We start from the raw sequence: 19274 nt of genomic DNA, 5'->3' as shown, positions 1-19274 counted from the left end.
TGCGATCTCGAGCCACTTGCCCTTGTTCGGGCCGCTCATGAAGGCGAAGTCGATCTCGGCGGAAGGCTCGGTGAACGGGAAGAAGGATGGGCGGAAACGCACCTGCAATTCATCCGTCTCGAAGAAGCGCTTGAGGAAGTCGATGATGACGCCCTTGAGGCCCGCGAAGCTGATGTGCTCGCCAACCCACAGGCCCTCAACCTGGTGGAACATCGGAGAGTGCGTAGCATCGGAATCGACACGGTAGACGCGGCCCGGCGCAATGATGCGCAGCTCGGGCATGTCGCCATCCTTGTACTTCTCGGCGTGAACCTGCATGGCGCGGATCTGTACCGGGCTCGTATGCGTCCGCAACAGCACGCCGGGCGCATCCTTCAGGTAAAAGGTGTCGTGCATCGAACGCGCCGGGTGATTCTCGGGTGTGTTCAGTGCGGTGAAGTTATGCCAGTCGCCTTCGATCTCGGGGCCGTCTGCCACCTCGAAACCAATCGAGCGGAACAGCGTTTCGAAACGCTCGAGGATGCGATTGACGGGATGCAGGCCACCAGAACCCTGACCACGCCCCGGCAAAGTCACGTCCAGCGCTTCTGCACGCAGCTGCGTTTCGAGCTGAGCGGAGCGCAAGGCATCGCGGCGCGCTTCCAGCGCGGCTTCGACGGCGGTCTTGCATTGATTGATTTCGGCGCCCGCGGTGCGGCGCGCGTCGGGGTCGAGCTTGCCGAGCCCCTTGAGCAGCTCGGTAAGGCTGCCGCTCTTGCCAAGGAAGCGGGCCTTGGCCTGTTCGAGGGCGGGAGCGTCCGCCGCCGCGGCGAAAGCGGCCTGCGCTTCCGAGAGTATTTGATCGAAATTACTCACTAGAGCACTCACAACAGACCCTGTCTGGAGAAAGAACAGTGTGCCGGACTGCATTCCACAAAGCGCGAAGAATGCGGCACAAGGTCTTGAATCTTATCGGAAGTCCAGCTGCATTGCACCTGCGCCAGACTAAAAACAGGCGAAAAAAAAGGAGGCCAGGCCTCCTTTTTTCTCCAGCTTCAGTGTCGGAACACTTACGCCAGCTTGGCCTTGGCTTGTTCTGCGAGCGCTGCAAAAGCAGGCTTGTCAAACACGGCCAGATCAGCCAGAACCTTGCGGTCAACTTCAATCGCTGCCTTCTTCAGACCGTTCATGAAACGGCTGTAGGTCAGACCGACTTCACGCGCAGCGGCGTTGATACGGGCGATCCACAGCTGACGGAACTGACGCTTCCTTTGACGACGGTCACGATATGCATATTGACCAGCCTTCATCACCGCCTGTTTGGCGATGCGGTATACGCTCTTGCGGCGGCCGCGGTAACCCTTGGCTTGATCAAGAACTTTCTTGTGACGGGCGCGAGCCGTTACACCACGTTTAACTCTAGGCATTTTCTATCTCCTCTCAGTTAAGCGTAGGGCATCATGGCGCGGATACGATCGGTGTCAGTGCTGTGCACTGCCGTCATACCGCGGAGCTGACGCTTCGACTTGGTGGTTTTCTTGGTCAGGATGTGGCGCTTGAACGCTTGACCGCGTTTTACGCTGCCACCGGCGCGAATCTTGAATCGCTTCGCCGCGCCAGACTTGGTTTTCATCTTTGGCATTGCATACTCCGATGTTCATGACGGCCGGTGATCTGCAATGCAGATACTTGTAGACCGGACTATCACGTGTTTCGCAAGAGCTTTACGGCGCTCCTGCAAGCCGTCGAGTGCGCTTTCGCGCCCCTGAAATCTTTACTGCTTCTTCTTTGGCGCCAAGACCATCACCATCTGACGGCCTTCGAGCTTGGGGAACTGCTCAACCACAACCTGCTCTTCGAGATCGGCCTTGATGCGCTCGAGCTGGCGAATACCGAACTCCTGGTGGGCCATTTCACGACCGCGGAATCGCAGGGTCACTTTGACCTTGTCGCCCTCGCCGAGGAACTTGACCATGTTGCGCATCTTGATCTGGTAGTCGTTTTCGTCCGTACCCGGGCGCAGCTTCACTTCCTTCACCTGAATCTGCTTTTGCTTCAGCTTCGCTTCGTGCGCGCGCTTCTGCTCCTGATACTTGAACTTGCCGTAGTCCATCAGTCGGCAAACTGGCGGCACCGCTTGCGGCGCAATCTCGACCAGATCGACTTCTGCTGTTTCGGCCATAGCGAGCGCTTCCTGGATGGAAACAACACCCAGCGGCTCGTTATCCTCTCCTACCAACCGCACCTGGGGTACTGTGATTTCCCGGTTGATGCGGTGCGACTTGTCCTGTGCGATGGCTCAGTTCTCCATGAATTAGAAAAAAATCAAGCGCCTGCGCCGCGTGAATCAACTTCGCGACGAAGCCGCTCGATCAGTTCGCTTACAGGCATGACGCCGAGGTCTTCGCCGCCACGAGCACGTACCGCAACGGTACCCGCTTCTTTCTCCTTTTCGCCGACAACCAGCAAATAGGGAAGCTTCTGCAAGCTATGTTCGCGGATTTTATAGGTAATTTTCTCGTTCCGCAAATCGGCTGATGCTCTGAAGCCGTTTTCGAGTAGGGTTTTGACCACACCGGAGACGTATTCGGACTGACCTTCAGAGATATTCAAGACCACCACTTGGGTCGGCGCCAGCCATAACGGGAAGGCGCCGCCGAAGTTTTCGATCAGGATGCCAAGGAAGCGCTCGAGGGAACCGAGGATGGCCCGATGCAGCATGACCGGGCGCTGGCGTGTGTTGTCTTCGGCTACGTATGCGGCATCGAGACGCTCGGGCAGCACGAAATCAAGCTGGATCGTGCCGCACTGCCAGGAGCGGCCAAGCGCATCCTTGATGTGGTATTCCACTTTCGGCCCGTAGAACGCGCCTTCGCCCGGCAGCTCTTCCCACTCTTTGCCGGACACCTTGAGCGCGCGGCGCAAACCATCTTCCGCGCGATCCCATACTTCGTCGGAGCCGGCGCGTTTCTCAGGGCGCAACGCCAGCTTGACGGCCACATCGTGGAAACCGAAGTCCTTGTAGACGCTCATCAGAAGCTGGTCGAAAACAATGGCTTCGGACTCGATCTGGTCTTCGGTACAGAAGATGTGTGCGTCGTCCTGCACAAAGCCGCGAACGCGCATCAGACCATGCAGCGCGCCGGACGGCTCATTGCGGTGGCAGGAACCAAATTCCGCCAGGCGCAGCGGCAGATCGCGATAAGAGCGCAAGCCGTGATTGAAGATCTGCACGTGGCCCGGGCAGTTCATCGGCTTCACGGCGTAGTCGCGCTTCTCGGACTCCGTCGTGAACATATTGTCACGGTAGTTTTCCCAGTGGCCGGATTTCTCCCACAACACGCGGTCCATCATCAGCGGCGTGCGCACCTCGTTATAACCACCTTCGATCAAACGCGCGCGCATGTACTGCTCGACCTGTTGCCACAGCGTCCAGCCCTTCGGGTGCCAGAACACCATGCCGGGCGCTTCGTCCTGCATGTGGAACAGGTCCAGCAGCTTGCCGAGACGACGATGGTCGCGCTTCTCTGCTTCTTCCAGCATGTGCAGGTAAGCGTCGAGCTCTTCCTTCTTCGCCCAGGCCGTGCCGTACACGCGCTGCAGCTGGGCGTTCTTCGCATCACCGCGCCAGTAAGCGCCAGCCACCTTCATGAGCTTGAAGAATTTGAGCTTGCCCGTGGAAGGCACGTGCGGGCCGCGACACAGGTCGATGAAATCACCTTCGCGATACAGCGAAATCTTCTCGCCCGCGGGAATGCTTCCAATGATCTCGGCCTTGTACTTCTCGCCAATGCCATCGAAGAATTTCACGGCCTCGTCGCGATCCCAGACCTCGCGCGTGACGGGAATATCCTTCTTGGCCAGCTCGGTCATGCGCTTCTCGATGGCGGCCAGATCTTCAGGCGTGAAAGCGCGTGAGTAGGCGAAGTCGTAATAGAAGCCGTTTTCGATCACCGGACCGATCGTCACCTGCGCATCGGGGAACAGCTCTTTCACCGCGTAGGCCAGCAAGTGCGCCGTCGAGTGACGGATTACATCCAAACCATCCGCATCGCGATCCGTAACGATGGCGAGCGATGCATCCTTGTTCATCACATAAGAGGTGTCGACAACGACACCATCTACCTTACCGGCCAGTGCGGCTTTGGCAAGGCCGGCGCCAATCGAGGCGGCGACGTCGAACACGGAAACTGCTGCATCGAAGCTGCGGACCGAACCGTCAGGAAGCGTGATGTTGGGCATGATCTGCTCTTTATGAGTTATTCAAGTACGGCCGGGGTGTTACAAAACTGCGGACGAAAAAAAAGTGCGGGCAAGCCGCACTTTATTCTTTGCACCCGTTCTGCCGGGTGCGGAGTCTCTCGAAAAAATGTTCCGGCCTGATTACGAAGTTTGCACAGCCGTAGTTCGGAACATCATTTCTTACTCCATCTGATCTGGTAGGCGCGGAGGGATTCGAACCCCCGACCTCTTCCATGTCAAGGAAGCGCTCTAACCAACTGAGCTACGCGCCTGAAGAGCTGCGCATTATACGGACTGGCTCCGGCGTGTCAAACAAACTCTGCAATGAATGTGCAATCAATCTGCAGCAGGCAAGCGCAGGAAGGTGTCGCGGTAGTGTTTGAGCTCCTCGATGGATTCGAGAATGTCCGCCAATGCAGTGTGGGCACCACGCTTCTGCACACCTTTGAACACTTCGGGATTCCAGCGACGTGCGAGCTCCTTGAGCGTGCTGACATCCAGGTTGCGGTAGTGGAAATACGCTTCGAGTTGCGGCATCCAGCGCGCCATGAAACGGCGATCCTGGCCAATCGTATTGCCACACATCGGCGTCGTGCGCGCGGGCACGTACTGTTTCATCCAGTCGAGCAACACCTGCTCCGCTTCCGCTTCATTCATCGTCGATGCCTTGACGCGATAGATGAGGCCGGAGCGGCCATGCGTACCCTTGTTCCATTCATCCATTGCGTCGAGAACGCTATCGGGCTGGTGCACGACGATGACGGGGCTCTCGGCAATCGTATTGAGCTGCGCATCGGTAACGATCATTGCAACTTCAATAATGTGATCGGTGTCTGGTTCGAGACCAGTCATCTCCATGTCCAGCCAAACGAGGTAATTCTGGTCCTGTGCCATAATCCTTGCGCCATTCCTGATGATTCGGGTTCGGCATTCTCTCATGTGGCACCCGCTTGCCAAGCCCGGTTTTGCCCCAGCCCTGACGCCAAGAAATCTCATGACCGCTTCGATTTTCACAACTGTCTTCGTGCTTGCCCTGTTGATCAGCGTTTCGGTACGAGTGTGGTTGAGTCTGCGCCAGGCGAAACACGTGGCCCAGCACCGTGACCGCGTGCCCGATGCATTCAACGGCAGCATTTCGCTGACGGATCATCGCAAGGCCGCTGCCTACACATTGGCCAAAGGCAAGCTCGGACGCATCGAACTCGCACTGGGCACGATCTGGCTGCTGATCCTCACGCTTGGCGGCGGACTCCAGTTCCTGTCTCAGGTCGCCGCGGAATGGTTCGAGCCGAGCGGCCTGTGGCATGGCGTCGTGCTTTTCGGGCTACTGGCGGCGGTCGGATTCATCTATGACTTGCCGGCAACGCTGTATGGCATCTTCAAGCTTGAGGCCCGCTTCGGCTTCAATCGCATGACGCCCAGAATGTTTGTTGCGGATACGCTCAAGCAGCTCGTACTGGCCGTTGTCATCGGCACGCCCGTGCTGTGGGCCGTGCTTTGGCTGATGGGACGCATGGGCGCCAACTGGTGGATCTGGGTATGGGCCTTCTGGCTGGGGCTCAACCTCGTGACGATGATCGTTTATCCGATTTTCATCGCCCCCTTGTTCAACAAATTTTCGCCACTGGCGGATGAAAGCGTCAAGGCACGCGTCGAAGCCTTGCTGACCCGTTGCGGATTCCGCTCCAAAGGGCTGTTTGTCATGGACGGCTCGAAACGCTCGGCGCACGGCAATGCGTACTTCACGGGCTTCGGCGCAGGCAAGCGCATCGTGTTTTTCGATACGCTTCTGTCATCACTACAGCCATCCGAAGTCGAGGCCGTGCTCGCGCACGAACTCGGCCACTTCAAGCACCACCACCTGTGGAAGCGTATCGGCGTGATGGGCCTTGCCGTATTGGGCCTGCTGTGGGTGCTCGGCTTCGTCACGCAACAGGACTGGTTCTATCAAGGCCTCGGCGTGCAGACGCATAGCAATGCCATGGCGCTGATCCTGTTCTCCATGGCCTTGCCTGTTCTTCTGTTCCCGCTCACGCCGCTGACCAGCATGTGGTCGCGCAAGCATGAGTTCGAGGCGGACGCCTATGCCTGCAAGCAAGCCAACTCGCGCGATCTGGTCACAGCACTGGTGAAGCTCTACAAGGAGAACGCTTCAACGCTGACGCCTGACCCGCTGCACTCGCTGTTCTACGACTCGCATCCACCAGCGTCGATCCGCATTGCGCGGTTGCAAGCGCAATGAGCGCCGCTGCAGACACGAAACTGCATGGGCGCATCGTTGCAGCGTTCGGTCGCCACTATGAAGTCGTGCTCGAAGGCGGCGAACGCGCGGGCGACAAGCTGCGTTGCTTTCCCCGCGCCAAGAAGAGCGTCTACGCCTGTGGCGACCGCGTCGAAATCGCGCTGACGGGCGACAAGCAAGGCGTCATCGACGAGCTGATGCCGCGCGACAACATCCTGTATCGCGCAGATGCCTTCAAGGAAAAACTCATCGCCGCCAACCTCACGCAGATCGTAATCGTGGTGGCGACCGAGCCGAGCTTCAACGACGAACTGGTGACGCGCTGCCTGTGCGGCGCCGAGTCGCAAGAGGTGCCGATTCCTGCCCTGATCGTCCTCAACAAATGCGACATCACCCCTGCCCTGCCTGCCGCACGCGAAGCGCTGAAGCAGTTCTCCAGCATCGGCTACCCGGTACTCGAACTCAGCGCGATGTCGGACGTGAGCCTGCTACGCGAACGCCTCATTGGCCAGACGAGCCTGCTGGTCGGCCAATCCGGCATGGGCAAATCCACACTCACCAATGCGTTGATTCCAGAAGCTAACGCAGCAACGCGCGAGATTTCGGAAGTGCTCGACTCGGGCAAGCACACCACGACGCATTCGCGCCTGTATGACTTGCCGGAAGGTGGCGCGCTGATCGACAGTCCTGGCTTGCAGGTCTTCGCACTGGCGCACCTCGGCACGGGTGAGATCGAAGCGAGCTTCCGCGAGATACGTGAGGTGCTCGGCACCTGCCGCTTCCGCGACTGCAAGCACGAGAAGGAACCGGACTGCGCGGTGCGACTGGCCGTGGATGAAGGGCGCATGTCTCCACGCCGCTATCAGGCACTGCTCGCCTTGCTGGCGGAAAAGCGCTTCTCTGTCGTAGCAAAGTACTGAAGTCTGAAATGCCTTCTGACGGCGACCTCCTCGCGTTTCTCGAAGAGCTTGGCGCAGGTGCGATCACCCATATGCATGGCCCGCTCGCTGAACATCTGCGTGGCACGGCACAGCTACTAAGAGCTTGGGGAAATCGCGAAGCGCTGTGCCGCGCGGGTCTTTATCACGCGGTCTATGGCACCGATGGCTTCGACCAATCGCTGATCGACCTGAACCTGCGCAGTCGCATTTCAGCAGTGATCGGCGAAGAAGCGGAAACACTCGCTTATCTCTACTGTGCCTGCGACCGGAAGAAGTTCTATCCCCGCATAGGCACTCAGCAACAACTCACCTTCTGCGACCGCTTTACGAATGGCGAATACGCCATCAGCGAATCGCAGCTCCGTGACCTGTGCGAACTAACCTTGGCCAATGAGCTAGAGCTTGCGGAAGCCGACGCTGACTTCCGTGCGCAATACGGGGCAAGCCTGGCTCAATTGTTCGAGAGAATGCGGCCTTGGGTGAGTTCAACCGGCTTCGAAACATGCAACCGCCTGCTTGGCTGACCCGTAACCTGATTGATTCTTGACTATTAAGAACCAGGTTAGAGCGAGCGTGTGACAAGGCAGTCCGCAAAGAGCAGGCGAAGGACAGCGCGCGGGCCAACGCACGCGGCGTGCGCCCAGTCCTTTGCTTGCGCGCTCTAAAGCCCCGCCAGCCAATCCGGCCGCGGAAGTTCGTCGAAGGCGTGGCGCAAGGAGTCGCCCCAGCGCTGGCGCAAGGCTGAGAAATAAGGATTCGACGAATCGATGCTTTGATGAACTGCAATGCTGTACTCGTCGGTATGCACGCACACCAGATCAAGCGGCAAACCGACTGACAGGTTTGATTTGACGGTGGAGTCCATCGAGATCAGGGCGCATTTCACAGCATCGTCCAGCGAGGTCTTGCGTGTGATGGTGCGGTCGATGATGGGCTTGCCGTACTTCGACTCCCCGATCTGGAAATAGGTCGTCTCGGTCGTTGCCTCGATGAAGTTACCGGCAGCGTAAACCGTGAACAAACGTGGAGGCTCGCCCTTGATCTGCCCACCCAGGATGATGGATGCATTGAACTCGATACTGAACGCGGCCAAGCCTTCAGCATCGCGCTGATGCACTTCGCGCAGCGTATCGCCGACGTGGCGTGCCGCAGCGAACATGTTCGGCGCGTTGTAAAGGCTCTCGATATCGTCACCGGCATCCAGCTTCGACTTGAGCATCGACACCATGGCCTGGGTGACCGCCAGATTGCCGGAGGTCATGAGGACGAGCACACGTTCGCCTGGCCGCTCGAAGATGAAAGTCTTGCGGAAGGTGCTGATGTGATCGACCCCTGCGTTGGTGCGGGAATCAGAGAGGAAAACCATGCCTGCATCCAGCAGCATGCCTACGCAATACGTCATGCAAAAACCTGCGAAAAGTAGTGAACAGCCCGGATTTTAGGCGGGCTTACTGCACGGAACAAGCAATAGCTTGCCCGCTCCGCGCTACGCGGTAGTCGCTGTCTGGGTTTGCGACTGACTGACTTCGACGACTGGCACGAGGAAATCATTGGAGATCTGGTTGCCAAGGTCAGCCACGCGTCCAATGAATTCGGTCAGGTACTCATGCAAGCCCTCGCCGAAAATGTCGTCGATACGGCCAAAGCGCAGCGACGCAGCCAGCTCGCCCGCCCGTCGCTCCGTCTCGGCGGAACGCTGGTTGGCAACCTGTTGCAGGAGCTTGTAGACCTCTTCCATGCAGCACGCCAGCGAGCGCGGCATGTCACGACGCAGCATGAGCAGCTCGACGACGCGCTTCGGTGTGATGACGTCACGATAGACGCGGCGAAAAATCTCGAAACCCGACACGGAACGCAACATGGCGCTCCATTCGTAGTACTCCGCCGCATCGTCGTGCTTGCCCGAGGTGCTCAGTTCGTGGAACTTCACATCGAGCAGACGTGCCGTGCTGTCAGCCCGCTCGAGGAAGGTACCCATGCGCGTGAAGTGCAGGGAGTCGTCGCGCAGCATGGTGCCCACGGTGACGCCACGCGAGAGATGCGAGCGGAACTTGACCCACTCGAAGAACTCACTCGCGCCGTCACCTTCGAGCCCGACCTGGTTGAAGCTGCGCATGGCGATCCAGGTGGCGTTGGTGGTTTCCCACAACTCCGAAGTCAGCGTGCCACGCACCGCATGCGCGTTCTCACGTGCTGCGCGCAGGCAGGAGTAGATACTCGATGGATTGCTGCGATCAAGCACCATGTAGCGCATGACATCCAGCGCCTGGAAGGCACCACCGAGTTTCTGGTAGCTCTCCAGTTGCCCCATCGTATCCAGCGCCGTGCGCCATTGGCGCTCTACGTCAGAGGCGCTTTGCGGCAGCAAGGACATGCGGTAGTTGACGTCCAGCATGCGTGCGACGTTCTCGGCACGCTCCATGTAGCGCGCCATCCAGAACAGGTGATCTGCGGTTCTACTCAGCATTGCTCAGCTCTCCAGAACCCAAGTGTCTTTTGTACCGCCGCCTTGTGACGAATTCACGACCAGCGAGCCCTCTTTCAGCGCCACGCGCGTGAGGCCGCCCGGCACGAAGCGCACTTCCTTGCCGCCCGACAACACGAAGGGACGCAAGTCGATGTGACGCGGCGCGATGCCACGCTCGACGAAGGTCGGGCATGCCGACAAGGCCAGCGTTGGTTGGGCGATGTATTTCTCGGGCGCTGCGACGATGCGCTTGCGGAAGTCTTCGATCTGCTCCTTGGTGGAAGCAGGCCCCACGAGCATGCCGTAGCCGCCGGCTCCGTGAACTTCCTTCACGACCAGGTCGGCAAGATTGTCCAGCGTGTAGGCCAGATCGTCTTTCTTGCGCAGCATGTAGGTCGGCACATTGTTCAGCAGGGGCTTCTCGCCAAGATAGAAGTCGACCATGTCCGGCACATACGGGTAGATGGACTTGTCGTCCGCCACTCCTGTACCGATTGCATTGGCGAGCGTCACGTTGCCGTCACGATAGACATCCAGCAGGCCGGGCACGCCCAGCATCGAATCCTTGCGGAAGGCCAGTGGGTCGAGGAAGTCGTCGTCGACCCGGCGATAGATCACATCGACCTTCTGTGGCCCTTGCGTGGTGCGCATGTAAACATGGCCACCATCGACAAAGAGATCACGCCCCTCGACCAGCTCCACGCCCATTTGTTGTGCGAGAAAGGCGTGCTCGAAATAGGCACTGTTATAGGCGCCCGGCGTGAGTACCACGACCGTCGGGTCGGTCACGCCCTTCTGCGAGACTGCGCGCAAGGTGTCGAGCAACAGGTCGGGGTAGTGCTCGACCGGTGCTACGCGGTACTTGGCGAAGAGTTCAGGGAAGAGCCGCATCATCATCTTGCGGTCTTCGATCATGTAGGACACGCCGGAGGGCACGCGCAGATTGTCTTCGAGCACGTAGTACTCGCCGGCCCCGGCACGCACCACATCGATACCGGCAATGGCCGCATAGATATTGCCGGGGACGTCGACGCCCTGCATCTCCGGCCGGTACTGTGCGTTGTTGAGCACCTGCTCGGGCGGAATGCGCCCTGCCTTGAGGATTTCCTGATCGTGGTAGATGTCGTGAATGAAGGCGTTCAGGGCTTTCACGCGCTGGCGCAAACCTGCCGCCATATCGACCCACTCCTTGGCCGGAATGATGCGCGGGATGACATCGAACGGGATCAGACGTTCGGTACCCTCTGCCTCGCCATATACGGCGAAGGTAATGCCTCCACGATGAAACAGCGCATCGGCTGCCTCACGCTTGTCGGCGAGACGTTGTGGCGGCGTTGTCTGCAGCCAGTCCGAGAACTTCTCGTAATGAGGACGGGTCTCGCCGCTGAAATCCGTCATCTCGTTGAAGAATTGCGTCGCTGACATTCAGTTACCTCGTCGAGTCCATCAATTCTGTACAAAGCATAAGCGAAACGTATGCCATACGACGAAAAGGGAAATGCTTCGCGCTTCACGGCGGCGCTGCACCAAGCGCGCCCACCGCAATATTCATGCACTCAATGATGGCACCAGAATAGAGCATTCATATGAAGGCCGCGAAAAAACAAAGGCCCGCACGGTGGCGGGCCTTTATCTGGCGTCGGGAGACTCGCGCTCAGGCGCGCAGGTTCAGATCGTCCGCCGCGTAGATCACGGACAGGGGCTCGATCACCACCTGCTTCGGCCCGGCCTCGACGCGGCCAGCCACCCAGGCTTGCACGCCAACGGATTGCGCAATGCGCACCACATCATCGGCCTGCTCGGCTGCAACATAGAAGGCAAAGCCGGCGCCCATGTTGAGGCTGCCATAGGCTTCGCGGTCGTCGATGCCTGCATGCTCTTGGATGAAGGACAGTACCGGCGGCACGCTGGGCAGCGTGTGGATGCGATAGGTCAGTTCGGCTTGGTGACGCATGATCTTGCGCCAGCCATGGCCGGTGATATTGGCGCTGTAATGCGGCACGATGCCGGCCGCGAACAAGGCTTCGGTGACGGGTACATACAAGGCTGTCGCATCCAGCAGCGCTTCGCCATACAGACGACCATCGGACAGCTTGGTGGCATAGCCTTCGGGCAAGCGCTCGACGAGCTTGCGCGCCAGGCTCACGCCATTGGCATGGATACCGCTCGAGGCAAGGAACACGATCGCGTCGCCAGCGGCGAGCTTGTCGCCAAGCGTCAGGCGATCGCGCGAAGGAATGATGCCAACGCTGGATGCCGCCAAGTCGATGCGACCCGCTTCGACCACGCCCGCCAGGGCCGGCGTCTCACCACCGCCCCAGCTCACCTTGCAGACATCGCAAGCCTTCTGCCAACCCGCCACCAGATCACGCATGCGTTGTTCGTCGGCAAACCAATCGCTACCGCCGGCAGACCAGTAAGCATGTACGGAGAGGGGCGTGGCGCCGACAGTGATCAGGTCGTTCACCGCCATGGCAATGGTGTCCTGCGCGATGCTGTCGTAATGCGTCTTGCCGGTGATGGCACGCACGGCATCTGCAACCAGCGCCTTGGTACCGAGGCACTCGGTGATCGAGGCAATGAGCTGGCCACCCACTTCCATCACATATGCCGACTCGCCGCGCGAGGCTGGGATTTCGCTCACGCCATGCGCAGCAAGATTGCCCTTCGTACTGCTGGCAGCCTGCTGGGCCAGGATCTTGAGCGGATCGATCTTGCTGTAATCCACCCCAGCGGCGGTGTAATCAAGAGGCGCGCTGGAGGAAACATCGGGGGTGGCAGGGCTTTGAGACATTACGGCTTCCGGCAGGGAGAAAGACCGGCATTTTACCCGTTCAGCGCGGCGCCCATGAAGCAATCTGAGAATCACGCCCTCACACCCCGGTTTCCCCACCAGAACCCTCCTCCGCCCCACTGCTGGATATGCACTTTGATGCAAAGCGCCTTGCACCTTGGGACGATGGCGGCCGCCGCGACTGCCTGTAACGTCGCCCAGGCAGCGTCAGCTCGTCCGTCCGGCCCCCTGGGCCAACGGTCAGCCACGCGAATGCTTCGGGGCTTTCGATCAGTCGACACCCAAGGTACAGAGGGCCGACTCATCTACTTCAGAGGGAGTGCGCCATGCGGTTTCCGGGGAAAATCCTCATCGGCCTGGGCCTTGTCCTGTCGCTCACGGGCTGCCAGAAGAAAGAGGCTGCACAGCCCGCGGCGCCCCATGCTGCCGACGTGGTCGTGCAGACTATCCAGCCCAAGGACGCGCCGGTCACCTTCGAGTTCGTCGGCCAGACCGAAAGCTCGCAGCAGGTCGAGATCCGTGCCCGTGTCGATGGCTTCCTCGAGCAGCGTGTCTATCGCGAAGGCGCCGTGGTCAAGCCCGGCCAGACGATGTTCATCATCGACTCCAAGCCCTTCAAGGCCGATCTGGTAGCGGCCCAGTCAGAGCTCGCGCAGCAACAGGCCCGCCTTACCACGGCACAGGCAAACCTCAACCGCGTCCAGCCTCTCGTTGCACAGAACGCGCTTTCTCAGAAAGACCTCGACGATTCGAAGGGCCAGACCCAGGCCGCGGCCGCAGCGGTAGAGGCGGCCAAGGCCAAGGTCACCAACGCGCAGCTGAACCTCTCCTACGCCACCATTCAGTCGCCGGTAGCGGGCCTCTCTTCGTTCGCCAAGGTGCAGGACGGGGCCTACGTCAACGCCACCAATAACCTGCTGACCTATGTCGCCAAGCTCGACCCGATGCGCGTCAATTTCAGCCTGTCGGAGAACGAGCAACTGCGCGCGGCGGACGAGATGAAACGAGGCTTGCTCAAGGGCGCGCCGAACAATCGCTGGGGCGTGCAGATCGTCCTCGCCGACGGCAGCGTCTATCCGCATACCGGCCTGATCACGTTCGCCGATGCGGCTTTCAGCCAGGAAACCGGCACCTTCCTGATGCGTGCCGAGGTACCCAATCCACAAGGAATGCTGCGGCCCGGGCAATTCGTCAGGGTACGGGTGCTGAACGCGACGCGACCGAACTCCATCGTGGTTCCGCAGCGTGCCGTCCAGCAAGGACCCAAGGGGCCCTACGTGTGGCTGGTCGGCAAGGATAGCAAGGCCGAACAGCGCGCCATCGAAACCGGTGAATGGCAAGGCGATGACTGGCTGGTGACCAATGGCCTGCGCGCCGGCGAGCGCGTCGTGGTCGATGGCGGCATGCGCCTCGCCCCCGGCCTGCCACTCAAGCCCACCGAGTTGCAAGCCAGCGCAGCCTCGCCGGCAGCCTCCGGGAACGCTGCACCCGCAGCGTCGACCGCGCCCCCACCCAACCTGCCGCCGACGCTCCAGACGCAGGCGGCCACCACGCCACCGCCTGCCGCAGCACCTACCGCAGCACCTACGTCCGCCGCGCCTATTGCTGCCGCAGGCAACACGACGTCGATCTACTTCGAACGAGCCAGTGCCCGCCTCGACGCCACCGCGCAGATGTTGCTCGCGCAGCTTGCCCGACAAGCGCAAAGCGGTGCCAGCCCGATCATCGTCAGTGGTTATGTAGATAGCGAGGGCACGCCCGAGCGCAGAAGCCGCCTGGCCCTCGCTCGTGCCGAGACTGTGCGCCAAGCCCTGCAGGAAGCCGGTGTGCCGGCAGAACGGATCCGCCTGCAGAAGCCGCAGGACATCGTCGGCGATGAGGACAAGCGCCGCGCCCGTCGTGTCGATGTCACGGCGGAGTGAGCGACGATGAGCCTCTCCCACTTCTTCATCGACCGACCTGTTTTCGCCTCGGTCATCTCCATCGTACTGGTGATTGCCGGCGCGGTGGCGATGGTGAATCTGCCAATCGCACAGTTTCCGGACATCACGCCGCCTACCGTGTCGGTCACGGCCACCTACCCGGGGGCCTCGGCCGAGGTGGTGTCGCAAAACGTTGCCGCGCCGATCGAACAGCAGGTCAACGGCGCCGACAACATGATGTACATGTATTCGACGACCTCGGCGACGGGTGCCATGACGCTGTCGGTGTACTTCAACATCGGCACCGACCCCTCGCTCGCGCAAGTGGACGTGCAGAACCGCGTGAACCTCGCCCTGCCGCTGCTGCCCCAGGCCGTGTCAGCGCAAGGCGTGTCGGTACAGAAGCGCTCCTCAAGCTTCATGATGGTCATTGCCGTCTACTCGCCCGATAACAGCCTCGACCAGACCTACGTCTCCAACTACGCCAGCATCTACGTGCTGGACGCACTCAAACGCCTGCCCGGCGCCAACCAGGCCTCCATCATGGGCTCGCCCGATTACGCCATGCGCATCTGGCTGAAACCGGACCGCATGGCCAGCCTCGGCCTCACCGCCACTGACATCCAGAACGTAGTGGCGGCCCAGAACCAGCAGTACGCCGGCGGCCGCCTCGGCCAGTCACCCACCAGCCGCCCGGTTCAACAGACCCTGCCCGTCGTCACCGAAGGCCGCATGACCGAGGCACGCCAGTTCGACAACATCATCCTGCGCGCCAGCAACGAGAATGCCGCCATCGTGCGCATCAAGGACGTCGGCCACTCCGAACTCGGCGCCAAGGATTACTCGATGCGCGCCAAGTACAACGGCAAGACAGCCACGCTGATTGCCGTCTACCAGCAACCCGGTGCCAACGCGCTGGATGTGTCGAAGCAGGTACGCGCCACGCTCGATGAGCTGAAAAAGAGCTTCCCGCAGGGGCTGGACTACGCCGTGTCGCTGGACACCACCGAGTTCGTGCAAGAGTCCATCAACGAAGTGGTACACACCTTCCGCGATGCGGTGATTCTCGTGATCCTGGTCGTGTTTGTCTTCCTGCAGAGCTTCCGCGCGACGCTGGTGCCCATCCTCGCCGTGCCGGTATCCATCATCGGCACCTTCATCGGCCTCACCATCTTCGGCTTCTCGATCAACATGCTTACGCTATTCGGCCTCGTGCTGGCGATCGGCATCGTAGTGGACGACGCCATCGTGGTCATCGAAAACGTCGAGCGCAACATGGCGGAGTTTCATCTTTCGCCCAAGGAGGCAGCCAAGAAAGCCATGGATGAAGTCAGCGGCCCGGTGGTCGCCATCGTGCTCGTACTGTGCGCGGTCTTCATTCCGGTGGCCTTCCTGTCGGGCATCACCGGTCAGCTCTACAAGCAGTTCGCGGTGACGCTGGCCGTGTCGGTCGTGCTGTCGGGCCTTGTCGCGCTGACGCTGTCACCGGCGCTGGCCGCCATCCTGCTCAAGCCCGAGCACAAGGAGAAGCGCGGCTTCTTCAAGTGGTTCAACACCAGCTTCGACAAGCTGGCCACCCGCTACACCAGCCTGTCCGCACTGGTGATCAAACGCGTCGTGGTGTCGCTCATCCTCATCGGCGGGCTGATCTTCCTCATGGTCGGCCTGTTCAACCGCATCCCGAGTGCCTTCCTGCCGGTCGAGGACCAGGGCTATGTGCTGGGCGCCAACATCATGCCCGATGCCGCCAGCCTCGACCGCACCGAGTCCGTGATGGATCGCGCCGCCACCTGGTTCGAGAAGCACCCCGCCGTGCATGCCGTCGCCGCCGCCACCGGCTACAGCCTCATCGATGGACAGACCAAGTCGAACGCCGGCACGCTCTTCGTCTCGCTCAAGCCCTTCTCAGAGCGCAAGGACGACTCGCTGCATGCGAGCACCCTGCTGGCGTCTGCCCAGCATGAATTCGCGAGCATCCGCGAAGGCGTCATCGTGCCGGTCAACCCGCCATCGATTCCCGGTCTTGGCACCACTGGCGGATTCGAGTTCTGGTTGCAGAGCAAGGGCAACGCTTCCTTGCAGAAACTTGAGGAAGTCACGCGTGCCATCATCGCCAAGGCCCGACAGCGCCCCGAACTGCGCGGCGTGAACTCCACCATCAACACCAATTCACGGCAGTTGATGGTGGAGGTCGACCGCGAGAAAGCGGAGACGCTGGGCGTGCCCGTGCAGGACATCTACTCGACCCTGCAGACGCTATTCGGCTCGCTCTACGTGAGCCAGTTCCCGAAGAACAGTCGCCTGTTCCAGGTGATCCTGCAAGCCGAGCCGGACTACCGCACCAAGCCCGAAGACCTGCAGAACATGTACGTGCGCAACCACAGCGGCCAGATGGTGCAGCTCAAGGCCGTCACCCGATCGCGCTACACGAGCGGCGCCGACATCGTGACGCGCTTCAACAATTTCCCGGCAACCAAGATCTCCGGCGATGCGGCGCCCGGCTACAGCTCGGGCCAGGCGCTTGCCGCCATGGAGGAGATCGCCAAGGAAGTGATGCCGTCCGATTTCGGCTACGAGTGGTCCGGCCAGGCGCGCGAAGAAAAGAGTTCCGGCTCTACGGCTGCCGTGGTGTTCGCCTTCGCGCTGGTGATGGTGTTCCTGATCCTCGCAGCGCAGTACGAGAAATGGTCGCTGCCACTGGGCGTATTGCTCGCCGTGCCCTTCGCGTTGTTCGGTGCGCTGGTGGCGATCTGGTTGCGTGGCATCCAGAACGATGTGTACTTCCAGATCGGCCTCACCGTACTCATCGCGCTCGCCGCGAAGAATGCCATTCTCATTTTCGAGTTCGCCGTCGAGATCCGTGAGAAAGAAGGCAAGTCGCCCTACGACGCCGCGCTGGAAGCCGCCAAACTGCGCCTGCGCCCCATCGTCATGACTTCGCTGGCCTTCATCCTCGGCTGCATTCCGCTCGCCATCGCCTCCGGTGCCTCGGCTGCCAGCCGACACTCGCTGGGCACGGGCGTTATCGGCGGCATGCTGGGCGCGACGGTGATTGCCATCTTCTTCATACCGATGTTCTTCTGGGGACTGGAGACGCTCTCCTCCCGCGCGATGAAAAAGCCTCAAGCGCCCGTCGCGCCAGCCAGCACACATCCCGATACGGAGCAGCCATGAGCGCCCGCGACAGTCTCTGGATAAAGTCGCCGCACGAGGCGGAAAGGCAGCAGCGTTTGCCTGTAACGCGCTCCGCTCGGCTGGCCGTGACCGCGCTGGCAAGCATGCTGGCCGCCTGCACGCTGGGCCCCGATTACAGTCGCCCCGATGTAGAGGTGCCTGCCGCCTACCGGTCGCAGAACGCATCCCCCACCCCTGCCCCCAGCAACGCCGAGATCGCTGGCCAGCACTGGTGGCAAGCCTTGCAGGATCCCGCCCTCGATACGCTGATCGCAGAGTCATTGACCAATAACCAGGACCTGCTCGCCGCCACCGCGCGCATCGATGAGTACTACGGCATTCTCGGCACGACACGCTCGGCAATGTTCCCGCAGGTCGGCGGCGAGATCGACGGTGCGCGCCAGCGTGCCAGCGAACGTACCAACACCGGTGCGTCGCCCCGCAACCCCTTCAATAGCGTGCAGGCCGACGTGTTTGCCTCGTGGGAGATCGACCTGTTCGGCCGCGTGCGGCGCCAGACCGAGGCGGCGCGGGCCAATCTGCTGGCGACCGAGGAGGCCCGGCGCGGCGTCGTGCTGTCACTGACCGCGGCCGTCGCCAACGGCTACATCAATCTGCGCGACCTCGATCAGCAACTCGAGGTTGCCAAGGCCACGCTGGAGAGCCGGCTCCGCGCCTTCGAACTCTTCGACAAGCGCTACAAGGGTGGCGTGGTATCGGAGCTGGAATACAGCCAGGCGCGCTCCGAATACGCCTCCGCACTGGCCGCCGTGCCGACCATCGAACAAGCTATCGCGCTGCAGGAGAACGCCCTGTCGGTCATCGTGGGGCGCAACCCCGGGCCCATCGCGCGCGGCAAGCGTATCGACCAGTTGATCCCGCTCGCCGTGCCCTCGGGCCTGCCCTCCGACCTGCTCAACCGCCGGCCTGATGTCCTGCAAGCCGAGCAGAATCTCGTCGCTGCCAACGCCAATATCGGCGCTGCGCGCGCGCTGTATTTTCCGAGCATCTCGCTGACAGGGCTGTTCGGCGGCGCATCGACTTCGCTCAATGGCCTGTTCAGCGGCCCCGGCCGCGTGTGGAGCTTTGCCGCCAACGCCACCATGCCAATCTTCACCGCCGGCAACATCAGCGGGCAGGTGCAAGCCGCCGAAGCGCGCCAGCAACAGGCACTCGCCCAGTACCGCAAGGCCATCCAGACCGCTTTCCGGGAGACGGACGACGCGCTCATCGGCCTGCAGAAAACACAAGCCGCGCGTGACGCAGTCTTCACGCGCGTCGACGCATTGCGCAGCTACTCGCGCCTCGCCCGCCTGCGCTATGACGGCGGCTACACGAGCTACCTCGAAGTGCTGGACGCCGAACGCAGCCTGTTCAGCGCCGAGTTGCAACTCGCACAGTCGCAGGCTGACGCGCTGACGCAGTTCGTGAATATCTACAAGGCCATCGGCGGCTCATGGCAGGTGAGCGACGACGAGGGTGCCCCCAGGCCCGCAGCGCACTGACGCTGCTA

General features: G+C 61.0%; 16 protein-coding genes and 1 tRNA gene. 6 read left to right on the top strand and 11 right to left on the bottom strand.

Going from position 1 to position 19274, the window contains the following annotated elements:
• The 7 genes from VVD49_RS12515 to orn form a co-directional block, all read right to left on the bottom strand.
• Positions 1-855, bottom strand: an 855-nt coding sequence (locus tag VVD49_RS12515) for a phenylalanine--tRNA ligase subunit alpha (RefSeq protein WP_327599976.1), incomplete at its 3' end; no start/stop codon positions are given.
• Between the two features lie 194 nt (positions 856-1049).
• Positions 1050-1406 carry a 50S ribosomal protein L20 gene (gene rplT, locus VVD49_RS12510; RefSeq protein WP_327599513.1) on the bottom strand — a complete coding sequence of 119 codons (357 nt, stop codon included), beginning with the start codon at positions 1404-1406 and terminating at the stop codon, positions 1050-1052.
• Positions 1407-1423: 17 nt separating this feature from the next.
• Positions 1424-1621, bottom strand: a complete 198-nt coding sequence (rpmI, locus tag VVD49_RS12505) for a 50S ribosomal protein L35 (protein ID WP_327599512.1) — start codon at positions 1619-1621, stop codon at positions 1424-1426.
• A 132-nt stretch (positions 1622-1753) separates the two neighbouring features.
• Complete coding sequence (infC, locus tag VVD49_RS12500; protein ID WP_327599975.1) at positions 1754-2275, bottom strand: translation initiation factor IF-3; 522 nt, start codon at positions 2273-2275, stop codon at positions 1754-1756.
• Positions 2276-2304: 29 nt separating this feature from the next.
• Complete coding sequence (thrS, locus tag VVD49_RS12495) at positions 2305-4221, bottom strand: threonine--tRNA ligase (RefSeq protein WP_327599511.1); 1917 nt, start codon at positions 4219-4221, stop codon at positions 2305-2307.
• A gap of 195 nt (positions 4222-4416) precedes the next feature.
• Positions 4417-4493 (bottom strand) — tRNA-Val (locus tag VVD49_RS12490).
• 64 nt (positions 4494-4557) lie between these two features.
• A complete protein-coding gene (orn, locus tag VVD49_RS12485; RefSeq protein ID WP_327599510.1) occupies positions 4558-5115 on the bottom strand; it encodes an oligoribonuclease in 558 nt (185 codons plus the stop codon).
• Positions 5116-5215: 100 nt separating this feature from the next.
• Here orn and VVD49_RS12480 point away from each other — a divergent pair, with 100 nt between their 5' ends.
• Genes VVD49_RS12480 through VVD49_RS12470 form a run of 3 tightly spaced genes read left to right on the top strand, consistent with a single transcriptional unit; the run spans position 5216 to position 7928 of the window.
• The gene (locus VVD49_RS12480; RefSeq protein WP_327599509.1) at positions 5216-6463 is read left to right on the top strand and encodes a M48 family metallopeptidase; all 1248 of its coding nucleotides are present in this window, start codon (positions 5216-5218) and stop codon (positions 6461-6463) included.
• Positions 6460-7383, top strand: coding sequence for a ribosome small subunit-dependent GTPase A (gene rsgA, locus VVD49_RS12475; RefSeq protein ID WP_327599508.1), 924 nt, complete (start codon positions 6460-6462; stop codon positions 7381-7383). The genes VVD49_RS12480 and rsgA overlap by 4 nt, the downstream gene beginning before the upstream one ends.
• Before the next feature lie 8 nt (positions 7384-7391).
• Positions 7392-7928 (top strand): DUF6817 domain-containing protein, encoded by a 537-nt coding sequence (locus VVD49_RS12470; RefSeq protein WP_327599507.1) that lies wholly within the window; start codon positions 7392-7394, stop codon positions 7926-7928.
• 137 nt (positions 7929-8065) lie between these two features.
• On the opposite strand, the gene VVD49_RS12465 is transcribed toward VVD49_RS12470, so the two are convergent.
• The 4 genes from VVD49_RS12465 to VVD49_RS12450 form a co-directional block, all read right to left on the bottom strand.
• The gene (locus VVD49_RS12465) at positions 8066-8806 is read right to left on the bottom strand and encodes a proteasome-type protease (protein WP_327599506.1); all 741 of its coding nucleotides are present in this window, start codon (positions 8804-8806) and stop codon (positions 8066-8068) included.
• 84 nt (positions 8807-8890) lie between these two features.
• Positions 8891-9871 (bottom strand): alpha-E domain-containing protein, encoded by a 981-nt coding sequence (locus VVD49_RS12460; protein WP_327599505.1) that lies wholly within the window; start codon positions 9869-9871, stop codon positions 8891-8893.
• A 3-nt stretch (positions 9872-9874) separates the two neighbouring features.
• The gene (locus VVD49_RS12455) at positions 9875-11296 is read right to left on the bottom strand and encodes a circularly permuted type 2 ATP-grasp protein (RefSeq protein ID WP_327599504.1); all 1422 of its coding nucleotides are present in this window, start codon (positions 11294-11296) and stop codon (positions 9875-9877) included.
• A gap of 229 nt (positions 11297-11525) precedes the next feature.
• Positions 11526-12665, bottom strand: a complete 1140-nt coding sequence (locus VVD49_RS12450) for an AIR synthase-related protein (protein WP_327599503.1) — start codon at positions 12663-12665, stop codon at positions 11526-11528.
• 326 nt (positions 12666-12991) lie between these two features.
• On the opposite strand from VVD49_RS12450, the gene VVD49_RS12445 reads away from it, so the two are divergent.
• The 3 genes from VVD49_RS12445 to VVD49_RS12435 are packed head-to-tail and all read left to right on the top strand — an operon-like array spanning position 12992 to position 19266.
• Positions 12992-14587 carry an efflux RND transporter periplasmic adaptor subunit gene (locus tag VVD49_RS12445; RefSeq protein ID WP_327599502.1) on the top strand — a complete coding sequence of 532 codons (1596 nt, stop codon included), beginning with the start codon at positions 12992-12994 and terminating at the stop codon, positions 14585-14587.
• 6 nt (positions 14588-14593) lie between these two features.
• A complete protein-coding gene (locus tag VVD49_RS12440) occupies positions 14594-17761 on the top strand; it encodes an efflux RND transporter permease subunit (protein WP_327599501.1) in 3168 nt (1055 codons plus the stop codon).
• Positions 17758-19266: an efflux transporter outer membrane subunit gene (locus tag VVD49_RS12435; RefSeq protein ID WP_327599500.1), complete on the top strand. Its 1509-nt coding sequence runs from the start codon at positions 17758-17760 to the stop codon at positions 19264-19266. The genes VVD49_RS12440 and VVD49_RS12435 overlap by 4 nt, the downstream gene beginning before the upstream one ends.
• Positions 19267-19274 lie beyond the last annotated feature (8 nt).

The sequence above is a fragment of the Uliginosibacterium silvisoli genome (assembly GCF_036017035.1).
Taxonomy (GTDB): Bacteria; Pseudomonadota; Gammaproteobacteria; order Burkholderiales; family Rhodocyclaceae; genus Viridibacterium; species Viridibacterium silvisoli.
This window is presented reverse-complemented; position numbering and strand designations above follow the sequence as displayed.

Coding starts and splice junctions, on each gene's coding strand:
- VVD49_RS12440 (WP_327599501.1), top strand. CDS start 14,594: ATGAGCCTCTCCCACTTCTTCATCGACCGACCTGTTTTCGCCTCGGTC.
- VVD49_RS12460 (WP_327599505.1), bottom strand. CDS start 9,871: ATGCTGAGTAGAACCGCAGATCACCTGTTCTGGATGGCGCGCTACATG.
- rpmI (WP_327599512.1), bottom strand. CDS start 1,621: ATGCCAAAGATGAAAACCAAGTCTGGCGCGGCGAAGCGATTCAAGATT.
- VVD49_RS12465 (WP_327599506.1), bottom strand. CDS start 8,806: ATGACGTATTGCGTAGGCATGCTGCTGGATGCAGGCATGGTTTTCCTC.
- VVD49_RS12470 (WP_327599507.1), top strand. CDS start 7,392: ATGCCTTCTGACGGCGACCTCCTCGCGTTTCTCGAAGAGCTTGGCGCA.
- thrS (WP_327599511.1), bottom strand. CDS start 4,221: ATGCCCAACATCACGCTTCCTGACGGTTCGGTCCGCAGCTTCGATGCA.
- VVD49_RS12450 (WP_327599503.1), bottom strand. CDS start 12,665: ATGTCTCAAAGCCCTGCCACCCCCGATGTTTCCTCCAGCGCGCCTCTT.
- VVD49_RS12455 (WP_327599504.1), bottom strand. CDS start 11,296: ATGTCAGCGACGCAATTCTTCAACGAGATGACGGATTTCAGCGGCGAG.
- orn (WP_327599510.1), bottom strand. CDS start 5,115: ATGGCACAGGACCAGAATTACCTCGTTTGGCTGGACATGGAGATGACT.
- rplT (WP_327599513.1), bottom strand. CDS start 1,406: ATGCCTAGAGTTAAACGTGGTGTAACGGCTCGCGCCCGTCACAAGAAA.
- rsgA (WP_327599508.1), top strand. CDS start 6,460: ATGAGCGCCGCTGCAGACACGAAACTGCATGGGCGCATCGTTGCAGCG.
- VVD49_RS12480 (WP_327599509.1), top strand. CDS start 5,216: ATGACCGCTTCGATTTTCACAACTGTCTTCGTGCTTGCCCTGTTGATC.
- VVD49_RS12435 (WP_327599500.1), top strand. CDS start 17,758: ATGAGCGCCCGCGACAGTCTCTGGATAAAGTCGCCGCACGAGGCGGAA.
- VVD49_RS12445 (WP_327599502.1), top strand. CDS start 12,992: ATGCGGTTTCCGGGGAAAATCCTCATCGGCCTGGGCCTTGTCCTGTCG.